We start from the raw sequence: 18454 nt of genomic DNA on the forward strand, positions 1-18454 counted from the left end.
TCAGGCGGCTGTGTATGCCACACGTTGTTCACGATTTAATCCCTGAAGCGCTGAGACATCAACGATCAGCGCAACGCTACCATCGCCCAGGATGGTGGCGGCAGAAATTCCCGGCACCTTGCGGTAGTTGCTTTCGAGGTTTTTCACCACGACCTGATGCTGACCAATCAGCTGATCGACCAGCAGCGCATAGCGGCGGCCTGCGCTTTGCAGAATAACCACAATGCCTTGCGTCGCTTCGGTTTTCGCACCATCGACTTCGAATACTTTCCACAGTTCAACCAACGGCAGATACTCGCCACGGACTTCCAGTACGCGCTCGCCACCTGCCAGTGGATGCAGATCTTCTTCACGCGGTTGCAGAGATTCCATTACCGCATTCAGCGGCAGAATGAAGACTTCGCCCGCAACTTTGACAGACATACCATCCAGGATTGCCAGCGTCAGCGGTAGCAGGATGCGGATGGTTGTACCGGAACCTTGCTTAGACTGGATTTCAACGTGGCCACCCATCTCCTGGATATTACGTTTCACCACGTCCATGCCCACGCCACGGCCAGAAACGTCCGTCACCTGTTCAGCCGTCGAGAAGCCAGGTGCAAAGATCAGCATCCCCACTTCTTCGTCGGTCATGTTTTCGCTAACCGCCATGCCCTGAGACATCGCTTTCGCCAGAATACGCTCGCGGTTCAGGCCAGCACCGTCGTCGGTCACTTCGATACAGATATTGCCGCCCTGGTGTTCCGCAGACAAAATCAGGTTACCGACCGGTGATTTACCCGCAGCAACACGGTTTTCCGGCAGTTCGATACCGTGGTCAAGGCTATTACGCACCAGGTGCGTTAATGGATCGATGATGCGTTCGATCAGGCTCTTATCCAGTTCGGTAGAGCTGCCCATCAGCGTCAGTTCGATTTGTTTGTTCAGTTTTCCGGCCAGGTCGCGCACCAGACGCGGGAAGCGGCTAAAGACATATTCCATCGGCATCATACGGATGGACATCACCGATTCCTGCAAATCGCGGGCGTTACGTTGTAACTGACCCATGCTGGTGATGAGATCGCCGTGAGTGACCGGGTCCAGTTCGTTGGAACGCTGGGCGAGCATAGACTGGGTGATCACCAGTTCGCCTACCAGGTTAATCAGCTGGTCAACTTTCTCGACCGCCACGCGAATACTGGTTGATTCACTGGAGCGAGCCGCCGGTTTTTCACCGCGGCCAGGTGCAGCAGGTTCTTTTGGCACCGCTTTCAGCGCAGGTGCCGCAGGAACGACAGCAGGTGCCGCGACTTCAGCAACCGCCACAACCGCTTCGGCAGGTGCAGGGGCTTGAGCCGTTTCTGTTTCAAAATCAATCTGATCGGCTTCGATGACGAAGCACAGCACCGCCACGATATCATCCTGGCTAATGCCGTCTTCAAGCGTTGCGGCAAGGCTGTCTTTCCCTTTCACCACATTGCTTAATTTGGCCAGATTACCCAGTTCTTCTTCCAGCAGGTTGACTTCGCTCTCTTTCAGGCGAGACAGCACAACGCGCAGCTTACTGGCCGCAGCGGCAGGTGCAGCCTCTTCAGCGGTATCGACAACGCTCAGGGTTGCCGGGCTAACAGCGGGAGCGGCTGCTTCACCTTTTGCTTCCAGCGCTAACTGACGCAGCGCGTTGCAGATGTATTCAAAGCTGGCGGCATCAGGCTCTGCCGAGCTTTTATAGGCGTCGAGCTGTTCCTGCATAATATCTTTGGTTTCCAAAAACAGGTTAATAATGTCGGTATTGAGCTGCATCTCACCGCGGCGCGCTTCATCGAGCAGGTTTTCCATTAAATGGGTTGTTTCCTGCAAGATGGTAAAACCAAACGTCCCTGCTCCGCCTTTAATAGAATGCGCCGCACGGAAGATGGCATTGAGCTGCTCTGAATCCGGTGCTTCAGGCACCAGATCCAGAAGGTGTTGCTCCATATCAGCCAACAATTCGTCGGCTTCATCAAAAAATGTCTGATAAAAATCGCTAATATCCATGCTCACGCTATCACCTCGGATTGGCTGGTGGCGATGTTGGAACGGCAGCCGAAGGTACGGCCCCAGGCTGTTTTAAATCGTCCAGTGACTCATTCTGACTTTCGGCGTTTTCATGCAGGATGGCCTGCTCCGCCTGCTGGTTCAGCACTAAAAGACTGATACGACGGTTGATGGCATCATCTGGCCCGCGGTCGGAGACGCGCATCGTTGCGGCCATGCCGACCACGCGCAGTACCTTGCCATCATCAAGCCCACCCGCCACCAGCTCGCGACGCGAGGCGTTGGCACGGTCGGCAGAAAGTTCCCAGTTGCTGTATCCCTTCTCACCCGTTGCATACGGGAAATCGTCCGTGTGTCCTGACAGGCTGACGCGGTTTGGGATCCCGTTCAGAACCGGTGCAATTGCGCGCAAAATGTCGCGCATATAAGGTTCAACTTCGGCGCTGCCGGTTTTAAACATTGGGCGGTTCTGACTATCAATAATCTGAATACGCAAACCTTCCTGCACGAGGTCAATCTTCAGGTGCGGGCGTAACGCGCGCAGTTTCGGATCGGCCTCAATCAACTGATCCAGATCGCCACGCAGTTTTTTCAGCCGCGCCTGTTCCATCCGTCTTTTCAGCTCGTCAATGTTCGGCTCTTTTTTCACTTCACCCTTTTGCTGGGTGTAGTCGTCACCGCCGCCAGGAATTGGGCTATCGCTGTTCGCGATACGCTGCCCACCTGTCACCGCCGTCGCCAGCGGGGTTCTGAAATATTCAGCAATCTGGATAAGCTCTTTCGGGCTGGAGATGGAGATAAGCCACATCACCAGAAAGAACGCCATCATTGCGGTCATAAAGTCTGCGTAAGCAATTTTCCAGGAGCCGTGCGCGCCATGCCCGCCGCCCTTGTGCTTGCGCTTTTTTACGATGACGATCGGATGGGACTGGTTTTTCATGCGTCCTCAGTTGTCGTCTGTTGATTTGGGTTTTTCACCGCGCGCACGTGTTCTTCCAGCTCGATAAACGAAGGACGTTCGCTGGAGTAGAGCGTTTTACGACCGAATTCGACAGCGATCGGCGGCGCGTAGCCGTTGAGGTTAGAGAGCAGCGTGATCTTCACGCACTGCATCATTTTGGTGGTTTCCGCGCTCTTCTGACGCAGCACGCTTGCCAGCGGAGAAATAAACCCGTAGGCCAGCAAAATACCGAGGAAGGTCCCGACCATTGCGTGCGCAATCAGGGCACCCAGCTCTGCCGCCGGACGATCCGCAGATGCCAGGGCGTGTACTACCCCCATGACCGCTGCCACGATACCGAAGGCCGGAAGCGAGTCACCCACAAGCGCCAGGCTGTTTGCCGGCACTTCGGATTCGCTTTCGTGGGTTTCGATCTCTTCGTCCATCAGCGCTTCGATTTCGAAGGTGTTCATGTTGCCGCTGATGATAAGGCGCAGATAATCAACGATAAAATCCAGCATCATGGCGTCGGCAATAATGCGCGGATAGCTGGCAAAGATTTCGCTCTCTTTTGGATTTTCAATGTCTCGCTCCAGCGAGAACATCCCCTGTTGACGCGACTTCGCCATCAGGCGATAGAGCAGCGCAAGCAAATCCATATACATGCTTTTGGTGTATTTCGAGCGACGGAACAGCAGTGGAATAGCTTTCAGCGTCCCCTTGATCGATTTACCGTTGTTACCAACGATAAAAGCCCCTACCCCTGCGCCGCCGATGATAATAAGTTCGGCCGGTTGATAGAGTGCTCCAAGGTGCCCGCCGGTCATCATGTAACCGCCGAAAACTGTACCGAGAACTACCAGGTAACCTAATAAGATAAGCACGACATCATCCTTCCGCTAGTGACTAAGGCAGGACGTTCATTTCGAGTGTGTGACCGGAATGCGGGGTAAAAAAAAGCAGCGGTAATTTCTTACCGCTGCTGGAATCTTGCCCACACGTTCGGGTTAAACAGCTTGTTCGATCTGTTCATCCAGCAGTTGTGGAATAATATCGGCAGCATCCCGGGAAAGTTTACGTCTTTTTACGGCTCGGGATGGAGGCTGGCACAAACTACAGGCAAAGCTGCCAGCAGGCTGATGAGCATGGGTAATAAAATTACCGTCACAGCAGTTGCAGCGTGACAGTTCAAGCATTCCGCTTTCAACAAAACGCACCAGTGTCCAGGCGCGGGTTAAGGCCAGCAGTGGACCATCGTCATTCTGCTGTGGGCATTGCTCAAGGTAGAGTTTATACGCTTTGATCACGGCATCAACGCCGCTGCACAGACCTGTTTTCAGCAGGTACTGCCAGGCGTTGCAGAACATCGAGGCATGGATGTTCTGTTCCCAGGTCATAAACCAGTCCGTTGAGAACGGCAGCATCCCTTTTGGCGGTGGGCTGCCACGTAATTCTTTATACAGTTTGATGAGGCGACCACGGCTCAGCTGGGTTTCACTTTCCAGCATTTGTAAACGAGCACCCAGCGTAATCAGTTCCATTGCCAGCTGTATGTCACGCGCTTCCTGAACAATGCTTTTTTCGCTCATTTTTACGCCCTTTTCTTACGGGCTGCGTCATCAGGCTGGCTGATTTCGCTGAGCAAACGGGTAGAAAGTAAAATACCGGTGTGGATCTGTTGCAGATCATCAACACGGGATTCCTGAGTCAAACGCGTGATAGTCTGAGGATTATCAAAACGGAACTGACATACTAGTTGATTCGTTTCCGCCAGCTTTACCATCTGTGGAAGGGTTAACCCACCCAGCATGGTTGCCATTTCCTCGTTAACACCCAAACGAAACATCGCGGACGCTTTGTCCTGACTAATTAAACGCTGCGCGAGCAGTAAATATGACAAGTTGATGTCATAGATATGTTTTAGCAACTCGGATGTATGCATTTTTCCCATCCCGAATAACTACTATTATTTTTATGCGGAAAGACCGCACCCCGTGATGTCGCCGGGAAATCACCCGGTATAAAAAAAGAAAAGGCCAAATGCATAGTTGAATTAAGGTTTGTATGCAGCAAAACGCGCGATATCCCAACACACAGCGGCGTTGGTTACACGTTTTATCATTTCTTACAAATAACTAAGATTTTTCCTAATTCGACGCAAACTCTACTCGTCAGCTCTGACACATACAATGCGACCTCACCCAAAATTTAAAAAAAATGTGATCTACGTCACATAATTTAAGCGAATGTTACCGAGAAATCCATCAGCACGACTTGTAAATTGATTATTTATTGACCTGTTGGCACTATTTTATATTCTTAATGGACGAATACTCATGCAGAAGTATGAAGAGGCTGGGTATGACAATTGCTTAGCGGCCTGATGATTAGCGAGTTTGCGTCAGGTGATATCTCTATGATAGAGACATGCACCTATAATCTATTAAAAACATATAGTTATATATATATTGCATTTAACAAATTTCCCTGCGTTATCATCCCGCCTGTGTTGATAACGCGTTAAAACGATTTAGCAACCCAACACAATATTTGTTTTGTTTACGTTAAGTTGTTAATTTTTATCATTCAGCTACGTTATTTGATTATTCCTCCTATAAGAATAATTAATGAATAATTATGATAAGGTTCACACTAATGTCGTATTCACCTCTTGCAGAAGCGGCAAAATCGCGGTAATGCTGATTGAAACACTGTGTTTCAGATGCCAAAGGAGTGCGTGATGAGCTACACCCATCTTCTTGTTTCTGTTGCTGTTTCACCCGAAAGCCACCAACTTGTCGCCCGTGCGGTCTCCATCGCCAGGCCCACCAATGCCCGGATCACTCTGATAACCCTTGCGGCTGAACCAGAGATGTACAATCAACTGGCCGCACCCATGCTCGAAGATATTCGTGACGTATTGCAGGAAGAGACGCAGCAATTTCTGCGGGAGCTGGTTGAGAAGGCGCAATATCCTGTTTATGACACCGTCATTGCGACGGGTGAATTAAACGAACATATTCTTAGCATGTGCCGAAAACAGAATATTGACCTGGTTATTTGCGGTAATCATAACCACAGTTTCTTTTCCAGAGCGGCCTGTTCTGCAAAATCGATTGTTGCATCAAGCCAGGTTGATGTGCTGTTAGTGCCTCTCGGGGGTAAATAATACCCCCGGAAGGTGTTATGCCAGCTTAGGGAATGTCGCGACTTTTTTTTGGAAACGTTGCTCCGTATCCCGCGGCGTGATACTGCGCAGGTCGCGAATAAAATGCGACTGCCAGTGGTTGATGTCATTTTTATGGATGGTTTCCATCATCTCAGCATGACGTGAAATACGCTCAGTAAGCGGCATATTCAGCGCACGATCGAGCGCATTAGCCACATCATCGCGATCGTAGGGATTCACGATCAGCGCAGAGGTCAATTCGTTTGCTGCCCCGGCAAACTGTGACAACACCAACACCCCAGGATCGGCAGGATCCTGCGCGGCGACATACTCTTTTGCCACCAGATTCATGCCGTCTCGCAGCGGTGTGACCAGCCCGACATCGGCATAGCGGAAAACTTTCATCAGGATCTTCCGCTCAAAATGCTGGTTTAAATAAAAGAGTGGCGTCCAGCCTAATTGCCCGTAACGACCGTTAATGCGCCCCGCTTCCGTTTCTAACTGATGACGAATGTCCTGATAGGCCTGCACTTCGCCACGTGAGGTAGGCGCTATCTGGGTGTAGCGAATTTTACCGTGATGCTGAGGGAATTTTTCCAGCAGCGCTTCATAGGCAAGAAAACGCTCCGGCAAACCTTTGGAGTAATCCAATCGCTCAACCGAAAAGATATTCTTAACATGCTTGAGTTCATTCTTGAGCTGCGCCAGTTTTGGCGGCAACGGTCCCGCGGCCTGCCCGGCAATTTCATCAGGCTCGATGCCGATAGGGTACACATCGGTATGGAACGGTTTGCCCCACGCGGTATGCGACTTGCTGCCATTGGTTACCAGCCGGGTTTTGCCTGAGACGCTGTCGAGGAATGCCAGCCGGTCATTTTCGGTCTGAAACCCCAGAAGATCGTAGTCACATAACCCTTCCAGCAGCTCTTCATGTGGCGGCAGCGCGTTGAATATTTCAGGCGTAGGGAAAGGAATATGCAGGAAAAAGCCGATCCTGTTATTTACGCCGCGATTTCGCAGCTCTCTGGCAAAGGGGATCAGATGGTAATCGTGCACCCATAAAATGTCGTCGGGCTCAATTAATGGCAGCAGTTTATCCGCCAGCAGCGCATTAACGCGCATATAGCCCTCAAAGGATCCGCGCTGGAAGTTCACCAGATCCAGACGATAGTGAAACGCTGGCCATAACACGGCATTCGAGAACTCAGAGTAATACTCTTCGTAATCTTTCTCATTGAGGGCGAAGGATGCCCATGTGATGTTGCCCCGTGTCACTTTCTTCAGGGGCTTATCTTCATTGCTGATATCACCGCTCCAGCCAAACCACAGGCCTCCGGCGGCTTTTAAGGCACCTAACACCCCTACCGCCAGACCCCCTGCGCCGGACTTCTTATCGTCCGGTGGCGCAATCCGGTTAGAGATGACGACTAAGCGACCCATACTGGCTCCTCCCGCTGTGTTGTGCGATTTGCTGATTAGCGACATCCGTTATCCACTGCCAGACGCTGCCGACATTACCCAGACGCCATCCGGCGTTTGTTTCACCCGGCCCAACTTTTACCGACATGCCGTTGGCCCGGTTGACGACCGCAAACCCGGCTTCATCCGTGAGATCATCCCCCACAAATACCGGCGTACGGCCTTTAAACGGCGCGGTTCCCATAAAGGCACTGATTGCCGCGCCTTTGTTGATCCCGGCAGGTTTTATCTCGACCACACATTTCCCTGGCTGAAGCGCCAGCTGAGGATGTGCATCCACCAGCGTCTTTGCCAGCGCAAGCACTGCGGCTTCATGCTGCGGCGCCTGGCGATAGTGCAGCGCAAAGGCCATGCCTTTGGCTTCAAGCTCCGTGCCCGCAAGCCGGGCAAGCTCAGACGTAAGCTGCGTGTGCAGCAGCGCAATTAAATCATCCGGGAGAGAAACGATATGGGTTTGGTCATGGATGTCGCGGCGCTCCGCTCCGTGGACACCCGCCAGCGGAAAGCGATAAGGCCTGGCGAGCATATCCAGCTCGGCCATTGAGCGCCCTGATATCAATGCCAGTGCTCCCTCATTCATCTGCGAGAGCTGATCCAACATCTGGAGAACCGCAGTGGGTATGACCACCTGGTCGGGATGCGGTTTTATCTCGGCGAGTGTGCCGTCGAGGTCAAAAAAGAATGCAAAGTGTCCGGGCAGTACAGGCGGTGCAGTTAACAGGTCAGCCACCCTCTTCCTCCTTACAGGGTTGTGTGAGGTAAAACCGTTACCCCATCATTAGCCATGTAAGTATAGACAGTGTGACGTTGCTCGCCATTCAGGAACCCACCGGCCAGGGAAACTGGCCGGTGGGTTAGAGGGTCAACTACAGTTATAAGTTGGGTCGTAAAAAGGTGGGAAATGGCTTAAACGGTACGCTTCGCTTTTTGCTTGTAACGGTCGAAGATTACCGCTGCCAGCAGGATCAGGCCGCGTACCACATACTGCGAGAACGGAGAGATGTTCAGCAGGTTCATGGCGTTTTCTACCGTCCCCAGAATCAGAATACCGGCCACCACATATGAGATTTTTCCGATGCCGCCTTTCAGGGATACTCCGCCCAGAACACAGGCTGAAATCACAATCAGCTCATAACCGATAGAGGTCATTGGCTGGCCGCTGGTCATACGCGATGCCAGGATAATCCCCGCCGCTGCCGACACCAGTCCTGACAATACAAAGATGATGATCTTGGTGCGCACCACCGGTACACCCGCCAGACGCGCGGCTTCTTCGTTACCGCCAATAGCCAGCGTATTGCGGCCAAAGGTGGTGCGGTTAAGCAGGAAGCCGAACAGGATAAGACAGGCCACCGTCAGCCAGATTGGCGCAGGCAGACCTAACCAGTTGGCATAACCCAGGGTAAAGAAGCGCTCGTCTTCAATCCCGACCGCTTTACCGTCAGAGATGATATAGGCCAGACCACGCACAATTTGCATCGTCGCAAGGGTGGTGATCAGCGCGTTAATCTTAAGGCGTGCAATCACGAAACCGTTCACCAGACCGCTTAACACCCCAAGCAGCAGACCGGCAAACACGCCAATCCACAGGCTTTCGGTCATATTGATGACCACCGCCGTTGTGACGCCAGCACAGGCAATCACAGAGGCAACAGACAAATCAAAATCGCCGGACGCCAGGCAGAACAGCATCCCACAGGCCACCATGCCAGACATGGAAATCGCCAGCCCCAGCCCCTTCATATTAATGAAGGTGGCAAAGTTCGGAACAAACAGGGAACAGGCGATGAACAGGGCAGCAAAAACCACCAGCATCCCGTACTGATCCCAGATGCGGCCAAAACTGAATGCCGACTTCGGTGATCCAGATGTAGTAACAGAGGACATCATTAACTCCTTACTCAGGCGACAGCCTGGCTAACTTTAGGCATGGCGAGACTCAACGCCTGTTGTTCATTCGCCTGTTCATGAAGCAATTCACCGGCAATTTCACCTTCACGCATCACCACAATGCGGTCGGCAACCCCCAGCACCTCAGGCAGATCGCTTGAGGCGAACAGCACTGCCACACCGCGTTTTGCCAGTTCATAAATCACGTTATAGATTTCGTGTTTTGCCCCCACGTCGATCCCGCGGGTGGGTTCATCCAGCAAAATGACCTTCATATCTTCCGACAGCCAGCGGCCTAAGATCGCCTTTTGCTGGTTACCGCCGGAGAGGTTCATGATTAACTGCTCCGCCCCCGGCGTTTTGATATTTAACGACCGGATGTGATGATCGGCGTTGCTCGACTCCCAGCCATCGTTAATCAGACAGCCAGCGCGGATAAACTTACGTCTTGCTGAAATGTTGATGTTGTCGCGCACCGAGTGCACAGGAATGATCCCTTCTGCTTTGCGGTCTTCCGGACAAAGCATCATCCCTGCCCTGATGGCGTGAGCGGGTTTGCGGATATCAACCTGCTCGCCGTCGATAGTGACCTGCCCTTCGGTGATACGCGTCCCGCCAAACAGCCCTTTCATTAACTCGCTGCGCCCCGCCCCGACAAGGCCAAACAGCCCAACGATTTCACCGCTGCGTACCGATAATGAAATCGGCGTACGCACGCCAGGTGCTTTGACGTTATCCAGACGCAGGCGTTCAGGGCCATACTCTCTGGATTTCCAGTGATAAATGTCCCCCAGCTCGCGCCCGACCATCGCCTGCACCAGCTGATCGTGATTGACCTGCTGCATGTCGCTAAAGGTGCGGACATAACGCCCGTCTTTGAACACAGTAATGGCATCGCTAAGGGCGAAAATTTCTTCCATGCGGTGCGAAACGTACAAAATAATGCGGCCTTCTTTACGCAGCTCGCGTATCACGCGGAACAAGTTTTCAATTTCGCGCGCAGAGAGCGAACTGGTGGGTTCATCAAAGGCAATAATCTTGGCATTACGCGCCAGCGCCTTCGCTATTTCCACCATCTGCCACTGGCCAATAGAGAGATACTTCAGGGGCGTTTGTGGATCGACATCCAGCCCAAGGTGTTTTAATTGCAGCCCCGCTTCATAATTGAGTAGCGAACGATTTACCACGCCGCTTTTGTGCGGGAGCTGGCCTAAATAGATGTTTTCAGCCACCGTCATTTCAGGGATCAGATGCAGCTCCTGATAAATGATGGCCACACCCGCATTCAGTGCGGCTGTGGTGTCGGCAAATGCCACCTCTTCGCCGCGAATGGCAAGCGTACCGGTGGTTGGGGTGTAGTTGCCGCTGAGGATTTTCAACAGCGTGGATTTTCCCGCGCCGTTTTCCCCCATCAGGGCGTGAACCTGGCCGGCATAGCAATCGAAGCTGATATCGGTCAGCGCGTTTACACCGGGGAATGTTTTACCTATGCCGCGAAAAGAGAGATACGGTAAGGACTGTTGCATAACGACTCCGTGATTCCTGTAGTGTGTACGTCTGGCCCCTCACGACGACATGAGGGGCTCAATCACAGCGAATAACTTATGACTTACCGCCCAGTCCTTTTTTCGCCAGCTCCTCTTTGAAGTTATCGCGGGTGATCAGCACCACGTCGGTCACTTCGGTGAATTTCGGCGGTTCCGCCCCTTTGGTCACCCAGTTGTAGAGCATCTCGCTAGATTTATAGCCGTGTACGTCCGGGCTTGGCAGCAGAGAGCCGTAGAAGCCGGTCGCCTGTGCTTTAGAGAGTTCGCTCACGGCGTCAACGCCGTTGATACCAATACCGATAACATCTGGTGCTTTGAAGCCCTGGCCTTCTGTTGCACGCACACCACCGAGCACGGTGTTGTCGTTCATACCGACCACCAGCCAGTGTTTCACTTCAGGATGCTGTACCAGCATGGAGTTAGCCGCATCAAACGCACCCGGGATGTCGTTGGATTTGGTCGGCACTTTGTAGATTTGTTTTTCAGGGAAACCGGCCGCTTTCAGGGCGTCCATTGAACCGGTAGTACGGCGACGGGCAGTGTCCAGCTCATCCGCGGTAATGGCCATCACGCCTGTTTCTTTCACGTCCCAGCCGCGTTTTTGCATCTCTTTATAGAGTTCCTGCCCCTGACGTTCACCGATTTTGGTGGCTGCCATCATTACCAGCGGCACGGAGTCCATTGGTTTGCCTTTGGCATTGACGAACTGGTCATCAACGGCGATGACTTTCATGTCATAGCCACGCGCTTTTGCGGCAATCGCGGAACCGAGTTTTGGATCAGGCGTACAGATGACGAATCCTTTCGCGCCGCTGGCTGCCAGGCTATCAATGGCATTCAGGGTCTTTTCACCGTCCGGCACCGCAATTTTAATGACGTCAAAACCTAAATCTTTCCCGGCTTTATCAGCGAATTTCCATTCTGTCTGGAACCAGGGCTCTTCAGGTTGTTTTACCAAAAAACCGAGTTTTAAATTTTCTGCGATAGCGGATTGTGACATAACAGCAGCCAGTCCAACGGCCGCCAGAGCTTTAGTAAATTTGTGCATGGTAAACTCCAGCTTTAGCATTCTTTTCTGTAGGGAATATTTGCGTGCTTCTTATTTAATCGGACTTAAAACAAGGCATTAGCGCTTACCTCGTCATAAGCGTTAGTGCTGGTGATAGTTTTAGCGGGAAATTAATCATCCATAAGAGAGCGCCATCACACCGCAGAATTACAGTAATTGCGTACATAAATTCAGCGGAAAATGACATAAAAACGGCAGATATTGTCGGACAAATGAAAGGCAGCTAAGCAGAATTATCCATAAGGTCAGCTAAGAAATCCCTGTAAGCCGGACGCCATAACGCCCGGCCAGAAAATTACCAGGCGTAATAGATGTGATCGGCGTGATCGCGCACCGGAATTTCATCACCCAGCAGACGCGCAGAAAGGGTCAGCGCAAAATCAAAGGCGTGTCCAAGCCCTTTACCACTGATAAGATTTTGGTCCTCCACCACTGGTGCATCGACATAGACGCCGTCACTGACCTGCTGCCATAAATCACCAGAGCAAACGTAACGACGTCCCTTCAGCAGGCCATTCGCGCCGAGCACCCGGGCGGCGGCAGAGCAGATCGGGCAGATAAATTTGCCGCTTTCATCATGCGCCGCGACAAAGCGCAGGACATCCCGGTTGGCCGCCAGATTTACACTCCCCTGCGGCCCGCCAGGCAACACGATGGCGTCATACAGCGTATCAATGCGTTCCAGCAACGTGCTGTCTGCCACCATGGGGATATTGTGGTAGCTCACCACAGCACGAGACTCCGCACAGGCAAGCGTTTCCACTTCAATATTCATACGACGCAGAATATCAATCGTAATAATTGCTTCCGCTTCTTCAAACCCTGGTGCCAGCAGCACCGCAACCTTAACCATTTTCACCTCGCCATTAAATAAAAACATAAAACGATGTTTCATTTTTTCATAATGCGCGAGAGCAAACTTCCGTTCAGATCACAGAAACGGGCACAAGGAAGAAAAATGATCTGGCGCAATTTTTCGATAACATCATATATTTCCGGAAAGATATATTGTTTCTCCATTGATTATCGCGTTGCACATCACATCCATCAGCCTGTTATTTTCTCATTGTGACAACCTATATAATAAATAGTTAAAACGTTTAATTTCAATAAGTTAATAAACAAATGAATGTGTACTCCTGTTTAGGTATTTAAACTATATTAAAATTTGTAATGTAACGTAAAACAAACGGTCTTAAGAGTTTTCTTAATCACCTGACAAGGGTATGCTTATTTGTATCGAACACAGGATGTGAATATTCGAGAACATTCAGTAAATGCAGAATATCTCTATTCTGCTCTCCGTTATCGTGCGCTGATTACGTTGTGCGGTAAGCATCTACAACCTGCCGAGCCAGGTTAAGCAGCGGGCATTCGTGTCCACAGTAAATAAGGATATTAGTATGGCTACCCAAGCGATGATTCAGAAACTTAATGCCCAGATGAATCTTGAGTTTTACGCCTCTAATCTGCATTTGTATTTGAGCGACTGGTGCTCTGAGAACAGTCTCAACGGTACCGCCACCTTCTTTCGCTCGCAGGCGCAAAGTAATGTCACCCATATGATGCGTGTCTTTGATTTTATGAAACATGTTGGGGCTAACCCTATCGTTAAAGCCATTGACATGATGGAAGACGATTACTCCTGCCTGGAAGAGCTTTTCCAGAAAACGCTGGAAGAGTATGAACAGCGTTGCACCACGCTAAACCGCCTGGCAGATGAAGCCAAAGCACAGAAAGACAGCACTACGCTGCATTTCTTGCAGGATATGGGCAAAGAGCAGCAGCAAGATGGTGTGTTGCTGAAAACCCTCGCGGCTGAGATCCATAATGCGAAACGTGCCGGATTATGCCCGGAACAGACTGACCGCCATTTACTCGATATTGTGAATTATCAGCACCACTGATCCGGCAGCCTGCATCTTCTTCCCGGTGCAGGCGCCCTTCTTTCTTATCAACTCCCTGCTTTTTCTGACATTTAACAAATCAGATCTCGCTCCCAATGAATATCCCTACATCATGTAATGATTTGTGTAATTTCATTATCATTGACGAGGGAGCTTCATGATTACCATCGAGTTTATTGTCATTATCCTCTGCCTGCTGGCGGGAACGCGGTTCGGCGGCATGGGTCTTGGCCTGATAAGCGGCATCGGCCTGTTCATTTTGTGTTTTGTCTTTGGCCTGCAACCGGGTAAACCCCCGGTTGACGTGATGCTGACGATCCTGGCCGTGATTGGCTGTGCAGCCACATTGCAGACGGCAGGCGGCCTGAATGTGATGATGCAATTCGCCGAGCGGCTTTTACGTAAGCACCCGCAGCACATCACGCTCCTGGCTCCTTTTACCACCTGGATGCTGACGTTTTTATGCGGGACCGGGCATGTGGTTTACACCATGTTTCCCATCATTGCCGATATCGCGCTGAAAAAAGGCATTCGTCCTGAACGCCCTATGGCGGTGGCCTCGGTGGCCTCACAAATGGCAATCACCGCGTCCCCGGTGTCCGTGGCGGTGGTTTCTCTGGTGTCTATTCTTGGTGCGCAGCATGGAATTGGGCACGCCTGGGGGATCCTCGAAATCCTGGCAGTATCAGTTCCCGCCTCTCTCTTTGGCGTAGCTATCGCGGCGCTGTGGAGCCTGCGGCGCGGCAAAGACCTGGCCGATGACGCGGAGTTTCAGGAGAGGATCAACGATCCTAAACAGCGCGAGTTTATTTATGGCGGCACGGAAACGCTGATGAACCAGCGCTTTCCGAAACAGGCGTACTGGTCCACGTGGATCTTCTTTGCCGGGATTGCCGTAGTCGTGCTGCTGGGGGCGTTACCAGAGTTGCGGCCAGCCTTCGATGTGAAAGGGAAAATGACCGCCCTTTCCATGAACCTGGTCATCCAGATGATGATGCTGATTGCCGGGGCCGTGATGCTGGTCGCCTGTAAGGTCAATGCGGCAACCATCTCAAACGGTGCCGTATTCAAAGCCGGAATGGTCGCGATTTTCTCAGTATTTGGCGTGGCATGGATGAGCGATACCTTCTTCCAGGCGCACCTGGATGAGCTAAAAATGGCGCTTGAAGGCGTAGTGAAAAGTCACCCCTGGACGTATGCCATCGTGCTGTTTCTGGTTTCTAAACTGGTCAACAGCCAGGCTGCCGCGCTTACGGCCGTGGCACCGATGGGGTTAATGCTGGGTATCGATCCTAAAATGTTGATCGCTTTCTTCCCGGCCTCTTACGGATACTTTGTTCTGCCCACCTATCCAAGCGATCTGGCCTGTATCGGATTTGACCGTTCAGGAACCACGCGTATTGGCCGGTTTATCCTTAACCACAGCTTCATACTGCCGGGGCTGATTGGTGTGAGTTGTGCCTGTGCGGCGAGTTATTTGCTGGTGCAGACGTTCTTTTAAAAGCCTCTCCGGGCGACAGTTCTGTCGCCCTTCGACGTTTTTCAGAAAAGTGTTTCTAATTTCAAAACATCGGTTTATTTTAGTGAGACTCACCCTGCGGTGTGAATCGTAACTCGATTAGCGCAATGGCTTTCTGGATAGCACGGAGCGTAACCGGGTCTGCCGCAGCAGGATGGCTGGTGAAATCGATGGTTTTCAGTTGGCTGGACATTTTTTCGCGCACTTCAACCGGCGCAATCACGTCCAGCACATCAAGGATTTGTTTGATAACCAACTGACATGCAACGACGTCAGACACCAGTTCCTGATCGGCGCTCAGGTTTTGAGACATAGGCTTTCTCCTTATTTAAAGGCAGCCATAGTAGCAAACACGGGCCCTTTCATCTCCCTCTCGTCGTTTACAGGCATAAAAAAACCTGCCGAAGCAGGTTTTTCCATCAGAACATAGCACCCGGTGGTACGTCTTTAAATGTGTTGCAGTAGTTAGCCCACATGCTTTTCAGGATTTTGCGCAGTTTCATTGTGATGCTCCGGTAATTTGTTATGCAGGTGTTATTGTCAATGCGCTTATAATATGACCACCGTCACAAAAATCAATATTTTTGTGACCTTCATCACGATTATAAATCCACCAGTGCTACCAGTTTGTTAAGAAAAATCGCGGTAAATCCGTAAGTTACGCACCTATAAATTCCAGTAAATTTTTATAATTTTTTTTGATACGGCAGGAAGAAAATGAGTGAAAACATAACCGGCAAAGAGAGCCGAGGCTTGTCGCCTGCGGCGCTGTTGGTTGCCGGTGCTTTCTTTATGGAGTTTCTTGATGGTACGGTTATCGCCACAGCGTTGCCGGACATGGCCAAAAGTTTTGGCGTGCAGGCGGTTGACCTTAACATTGGCATCAGTGCGTATCTGATTACGCTCGCCGTGCTGATCCCCGCCAGCGGCTGGATTGCCGACCGCTTCGGCGCACGCAAGGTGTTCGCCCTTGCACTGGCCATCTTCACCCTGGCATCAGTATTTTGTGGCCTGTCGACGACTGTTGATCAGTTCGTTGCCATGCGTGTGCTTCAGGGGATGGGCGGCGCACTAATGGTACCTGTCGGCCGCCTGGCTGTATTACGTACCACACCAAAACACCAGCTTATTACCGCTATAGCCACGCTGACCTGGCCCGCACTGGTCGCCCCAATTATCGGCCCGCCGCTCGGCGGTTTTATCACCAGCTATGCCGACTGGCGCTGGATCTTTTTCATTAATGTCCCGCTGGGCATCGCGGCCATTATTCTGGCGCTGAAGATCATTCCCGACCTTCATGAAGATGCCCGTCGGCCCTTTGATTTACCGGGTTTTGTCGCCACAACGGTGGCCATGGTGAGCCTGGTGTATGCGATGGAGTCCATGGGTGGGCAACATATGCAGGAGGGGCTGACGCTGCTGCTGTTAGCCATCGGCTCCGCCGCTCTGATCTTCGCCCTGCGCCATTTCCAGCGCGTGCAGTGGCCGATGATCCGCCTCGATGCGATGCAGGTGCCGACCTTTCGGGTCACGATGTACGGGGGTTCGCTGTTTCGCGCATCAATAAGTGCCGTCCCTTTCCTGTTGCCGCTGATGTTCCAGGTCGGGTTTGGCATGGATGCGTTTCATTCCGGCCTGCTGGTGCTGGCCGTATTTGTGGGGAACCTGACGATTAAACCGGCAACAACGCCGCTTATCCGCCGTTTAGGGTTTAAGCACCTGCTACTGATCAATGGCGCATTAAACGTACTGGCGCTTCTGGCCTGTGCGTTTCTGACCCCGCACACACCCGTCTGGCTGATTATGCTGATCCTCTATCTGGGTGGGGTGTTCCGCTCGATTCAGTTTACCGCCGTAAGCACGCTGGCTTTTGCCGATGTTCCGTCAGCCCAGATGAGCTATGCCAACACGCTGTTTTCCACCGCCACGCAGCTTGCCGTTGGGCTGGGCATTACGCTTGGCGCAATTGGTATCCGTATTGGCGAAAAGGTCAGTGATGCTATCGGGATGGCGGCGATCCCCGGCATCAGCTTCCGGCTGGCGTTTGTGGTTATCGCGCTTATTTGCCTGGTGGGAATGTTTGATACTTTACGCCTGACCAAAGATGCAGGCAGTGCAGTGTCGGTGAAGAAATAAAAAAGCCCGATATTGCTTATCGGGCCTGTGATGCACACTGTTTGTCGGCCAGGTCATCCGGCCGACACGGGATTAGCCAACAATCCCACGAACAAAGGCTTCAATCTCTTTGTCCTGGCAGTTTTCGAAGAAGCACTGCTGGAAACGCTGGCCGGTTACGGCGGTTTTCACCAGCTCAGGATCGATAGCACGCAGGGTATCCAGATAATTTTCTTTCACCACCGCCGCTTTCACCTGGTTCAGGATCCCGGCGTTACGCACCTGTGGCTCTTTACGCTCTGGCGGATAACCTTCTCCTTTACGGCCAGTAAAGGCTTTTTCGAAGATGAAGCGCACATTCAGTTCGGCACCCCAGCCAAAACCTTTGGCAAATGGCAGTGACAGCGCGTTACCGTTGTTGATCTGTGAAAACAGGAATGCGTCAGCCGGGTCAATGCAATACCCGCAGATAACGCCCGGGTGAATGTTCAGGGACATCAACGCGCCCTGCCCTGTGCCGCAGCCGGTCACAACGAAATCCACGGCTTTGGAATTCAGCAGAATGCTCGCCATAATCCCCAGGTGGATGTAGGTCAGATGATGATCGTTTTCATCACTCATCCCGACGTTATACACCGGGAAGCCTTTCTCATCGGCAACAGCGTTCAACTCGTTAAGGATGATGGCATTTTTACCTGCCTGGCTGTTTTCCATCATCAGTGCAATTTTCATCTTTACTCTCCTGAATGCGTTGCGGGGTAGCCCGCCGTGGATACCTGAAAACATCACCTTACTACCAAATA

Annotated in this window: 18 protein-coding genes; 4 read left to right on the top strand and 14 right to left on the bottom strand. The window is 51.8% G+C overall.

Annotated features, from left to right (window positions below):
- The 5 genes from cheA to flhD all read right to left on the bottom strand — a co-directional run bounded on the left by cheA (position 1) and on the right by flhD (position 4898).
- Positions 1–2022, bottom strand: coding sequence for a chemotaxis protein CheA (gene cheA / locus F3J30_RS03540; protein WP_014070719.1), 2022 nt, complete (start codon positions 2020–2022; stop codon positions 1–3).
- Between the two features lie 4 nt (positions 2023–2026).
- Positions 2027–2956, bottom strand: a complete 930-nt coding sequence (gene motB, locus F3J30_RS03545; RefSeq protein WP_014070720.1) for a flagellar motor protein MotB — start codon at positions 2954–2956, stop codon at positions 2027–2029.
- A complete protein-coding gene (gene motA / locus F3J30_RS03550; protein WP_094935636.1) occupies positions 2953–3840 on the bottom strand; it encodes a flagellar motor stator protein MotA in 888 nt (295 codons plus the stop codon). Before motA ends, motB begins: the two co-directional genes overlap by 4 nt.
- 123 nt (positions 3841–3963) lie before the next feature.
- Positions 3964–4545: a flagellar transcriptional regulator FlhC gene (flhC, locus tag F3J30_RS03555; RefSeq protein WP_014070721.1), complete on the bottom strand. Its 582-nt coding sequence runs from the start codon at positions 4543–4545 to the stop codon at positions 3964–3966.
- A gap of 2 nt (positions 4546–4547) precedes the next feature.
- Positions 4548–4898 carry a flagellar transcriptional regulator FlhD gene (gene flhD / locus F3J30_RS03560; RefSeq protein ID WP_211053068.1) on the bottom strand — a complete coding sequence of 117 codons (351 nt, stop codon included), beginning with the start codon at positions 4896–4898 and terminating at the stop codon, positions 4548–4550.
- A gap of 798 nt (positions 4899–5696) precedes the next feature.
- Between flhD and uspC the strand changes: the two genes are divergently transcribed.
- Entirely contained in the window at positions 5697–6125 is a 429-nt protein-coding gene (gene uspC, locus F3J30_RS03565) for a universal stress protein UspC (RefSeq protein WP_014070723.1), read from the top strand.
- A 15-nt stretch (positions 6126–6140) separates the two neighbouring features.
- Here uspC and otsA read toward each other — a convergent pair whose 3' ends face one another.
- The 6 genes from otsA to F3J30_RS03595 all read right to left on the bottom strand — a co-directional run bounded on the left by otsA (position 6141) and on the right by F3J30_RS03595 (position 12963).
- Complete coding sequence (otsA, locus tag F3J30_RS03570) at positions 6141–7565, bottom strand: alpha,alpha-trehalose-phosphate synthase (protein ID WP_166715894.1); 1425 nt, start codon at positions 7563–7565, stop codon at positions 6141–6143.
- Positions 7540–8334, bottom strand: a complete 795-nt coding sequence (gene otsB / locus F3J30_RS03575) for a trehalose-phosphatase (protein WP_166715896.1) — start codon at positions 8332–8334, stop codon at positions 7540–7542. Before otsB ends, otsA begins: the two co-directional genes overlap by 26 nt.
- A 176-nt stretch (positions 8335–8510) precedes the next feature.
- On the bottom strand, positions 8511–9491 hold the full coding sequence (gene araH / locus F3J30_RS03580; RefSeq protein WP_014070726.1) for an arabinose ABC transporter permease AraH: 981 nt from the start codon (positions 9489–9491) through the stop codon (positions 8511–8513).
- Between the two features lie 14 nt (positions 9492–9505).
- Entirely contained in the window at positions 9506–11020 is a 1515-nt protein-coding gene (araG, locus tag F3J30_RS03585; RefSeq protein WP_014070727.1) for an L-arabinose ABC transporter ATP-binding protein AraG, read from the bottom strand.
- 76 nt (positions 11021–11096) lie between these two features.
- Positions 11097–12089, bottom strand: coding sequence for an arabinose ABC transporter substrate-binding protein AraF (gene araF / locus F3J30_RS03590; protein ID WP_166715898.1), 993 nt, complete (start codon positions 12087–12089; stop codon positions 11097–11099).
- A 316-nt stretch (positions 12090–12405) separates the two neighbouring features.
- Complete coding sequence (locus F3J30_RS03595) at positions 12406–12963, bottom strand: DJ-1 family glyoxalase III (protein ID WP_014070729.1); 558 nt, start codon at positions 12961–12963, stop codon at positions 12406–12408.
- 550 nt (positions 12964–13513) lie between these two features.
- Here F3J30_RS03595 and F3J30_RS03600 point away from each other — a divergent pair.
- Positions 13514–14017, top strand: coding sequence for a non-heme ferritin-like protein (locus tag F3J30_RS03600; RefSeq protein ID WP_014070730.1), 504 nt, complete (start codon positions 13514–13516; stop codon positions 14015–14017).
- Between the two features lie 157 nt (positions 14018–14174).
- On the top strand, positions 14175–15518 hold the full coding sequence (locus F3J30_RS03605; RefSeq protein WP_166715901.1) for an anaerobic C4-dicarboxylate transporter: 1344 nt from the start codon (positions 14175–14177) through the stop codon (positions 15516–15518).
- A 79-nt stretch (positions 15519–15597) separates the two neighbouring features.
- Here F3J30_RS03605 and F3J30_RS03610 read toward each other — a convergent pair whose 3' ends face one another.
- Both F3J30_RS03610 and azuC read right to left on the bottom strand, forming a co-directional pair.
- Complete coding sequence (locus F3J30_RS03610) at positions 15598–15849, bottom strand: DUF2766 family protein (protein ID WP_014070732.1); 252 nt, start codon at positions 15847–15849, stop codon at positions 15598–15600.
- Positions 15850–15955: 106 nt separating this feature from the next.
- The gene (gene azuC, locus F3J30_RS03615) at positions 15956–16039 is read right to left on the bottom strand and encodes a stress response protein AzuC (protein ID WP_014832437.1); all 84 of its coding nucleotides are present in this window, start codon (positions 16037–16039) and stop codon (positions 15956–15958) included.
- Between the two features lie 214 nt (positions 16040–16253).
- On the opposite strand from azuC, the gene F3J30_RS03620 reads away from it, so the two are divergent.
- Complete coding sequence (locus tag F3J30_RS03620; RefSeq protein ID WP_166715904.1) at positions 16254–17672, top strand: MFS transporter; 1419 nt, start codon at positions 16254–16256, stop codon at positions 17670–17672.
- Positions 17673–17744: 72 nt separating this feature from the next.
- Here the strand turns inward: F3J30_RS03620 and F3J30_RS03625 are convergent, their stop codons facing one another.
- Positions 17745–18383 (bottom strand): RpiB/LacA/LacB family sugar-phosphate isomerase, encoded by a 639-nt coding sequence (locus tag F3J30_RS03625; protein ID WP_014070734.1) that lies wholly within the window; start codon positions 18381–18383, stop codon positions 17745–17747.
- Positions 18384–18454 lie beyond the last annotated feature (71 nt).

Origin of the sequence: Enterobacter sp. Tr-810, from assembly GCF_011752765.1 — a bacterium.
GTDB lineage: Bacteria > Pseudomonadota > Gammaproteobacteria > Enterobacterales > Enterobacteriaceae > Enterobacter > Enterobacter soli.

Bases quoted from the DNA above. Each gene is read 5' to 3' on its own strand.
- F3J30_RS03595 (WP_014070729.1), bottom strand. From the start codon at position 12,963: ATGGTTAAGGTTGCGGTGCTGCTGGCACCAGGGTTTGAAGAAGCGGAA.
- uspC (WP_014070723.1), top strand. From the start codon at position 5,697: ATGAGCTACACCCATCTTCTTGTTTCTGTTGCTGTTTCACCCGAAAGC.
- F3J30_RS03600 (WP_014070730.1), top strand. From the start codon at position 13,514: ATGGCTACCCAAGCGATGATTCAGAAACTTAATGCCCAGATGAATCTT.
- F3J30_RS03625 (WP_014070734.1), bottom strand. From the start codon at position 18,383: ATGAAAATTGCACTGATGATGGAAAACAGCCAGGCAGGTAAAAATGCC.
- flhC (WP_014070721.1), bottom strand. From the start codon at position 4,545: ATGAGCGAAAAAAGCATTGTTCAGGAAGCGCGTGACATACAGCTGGCA.
- azuC (WP_014832437.1), bottom strand. From the start codon at position 16,039: ATGAAACTGCGCAAAATCCTGAAAAGCATGTGGGCTAACTACTGCAAC.
- araF (WP_166715898.1), bottom strand. From the start codon at position 12,089: ATGCACAAATTTACTAAAGCTCTGGCGGCCGTTGGACTGGCTGCTGTT.
- motB (WP_014070720.1), bottom strand. From the start codon at position 2,956: ATGAAAAACCAGTCCCATCCGATCGTCATCGTAAAAAAGCGCAAGCAC.
- F3J30_RS03620 (WP_166715904.1), top strand. From the start codon at position 16,254: ATGAGTGAAAACATAACCGGCAAAGAGAGCCGAGGCTTGTCGCCTGCG.
- F3J30_RS03610 (WP_014070732.1), bottom strand. From the start codon at position 15,849: ATGTCTCAAAACCTGAGCGCCGATCAGGAACTGGTGTCTGACGTCGTT.
- flhD (WP_211053068.1), bottom strand. From the start codon at position 4,898: ATGCATACATCCGAGTTGCTAAAACATATCTATGACATCAACTTGTCA.
- araH (WP_014070726.1), bottom strand. From the start codon at position 9,491: ATGTCCTCTGTTACTACATCTGGATCACCGAAGTCGGCATTCAGTTTT.
- araG (WP_014070727.1), bottom strand. From the start codon at position 11,020: ATGCAACAGTCCTTACCGTATCTCTCTTTTCGCGGCATAGGTAAAACA.
- otsA (WP_166715894.1), bottom strand. From the start codon at position 7,565: ATGGGTCGCTTAGTCGTCATCTCTAACCGGATTGCGCCACCGGACGAT.
- F3J30_RS03605 (WP_166715901.1), top strand. From the start codon at position 14,175: ATGATTACCATCGAGTTTATTGTCATTATCCTCTGCCTGCTGGCGGGA.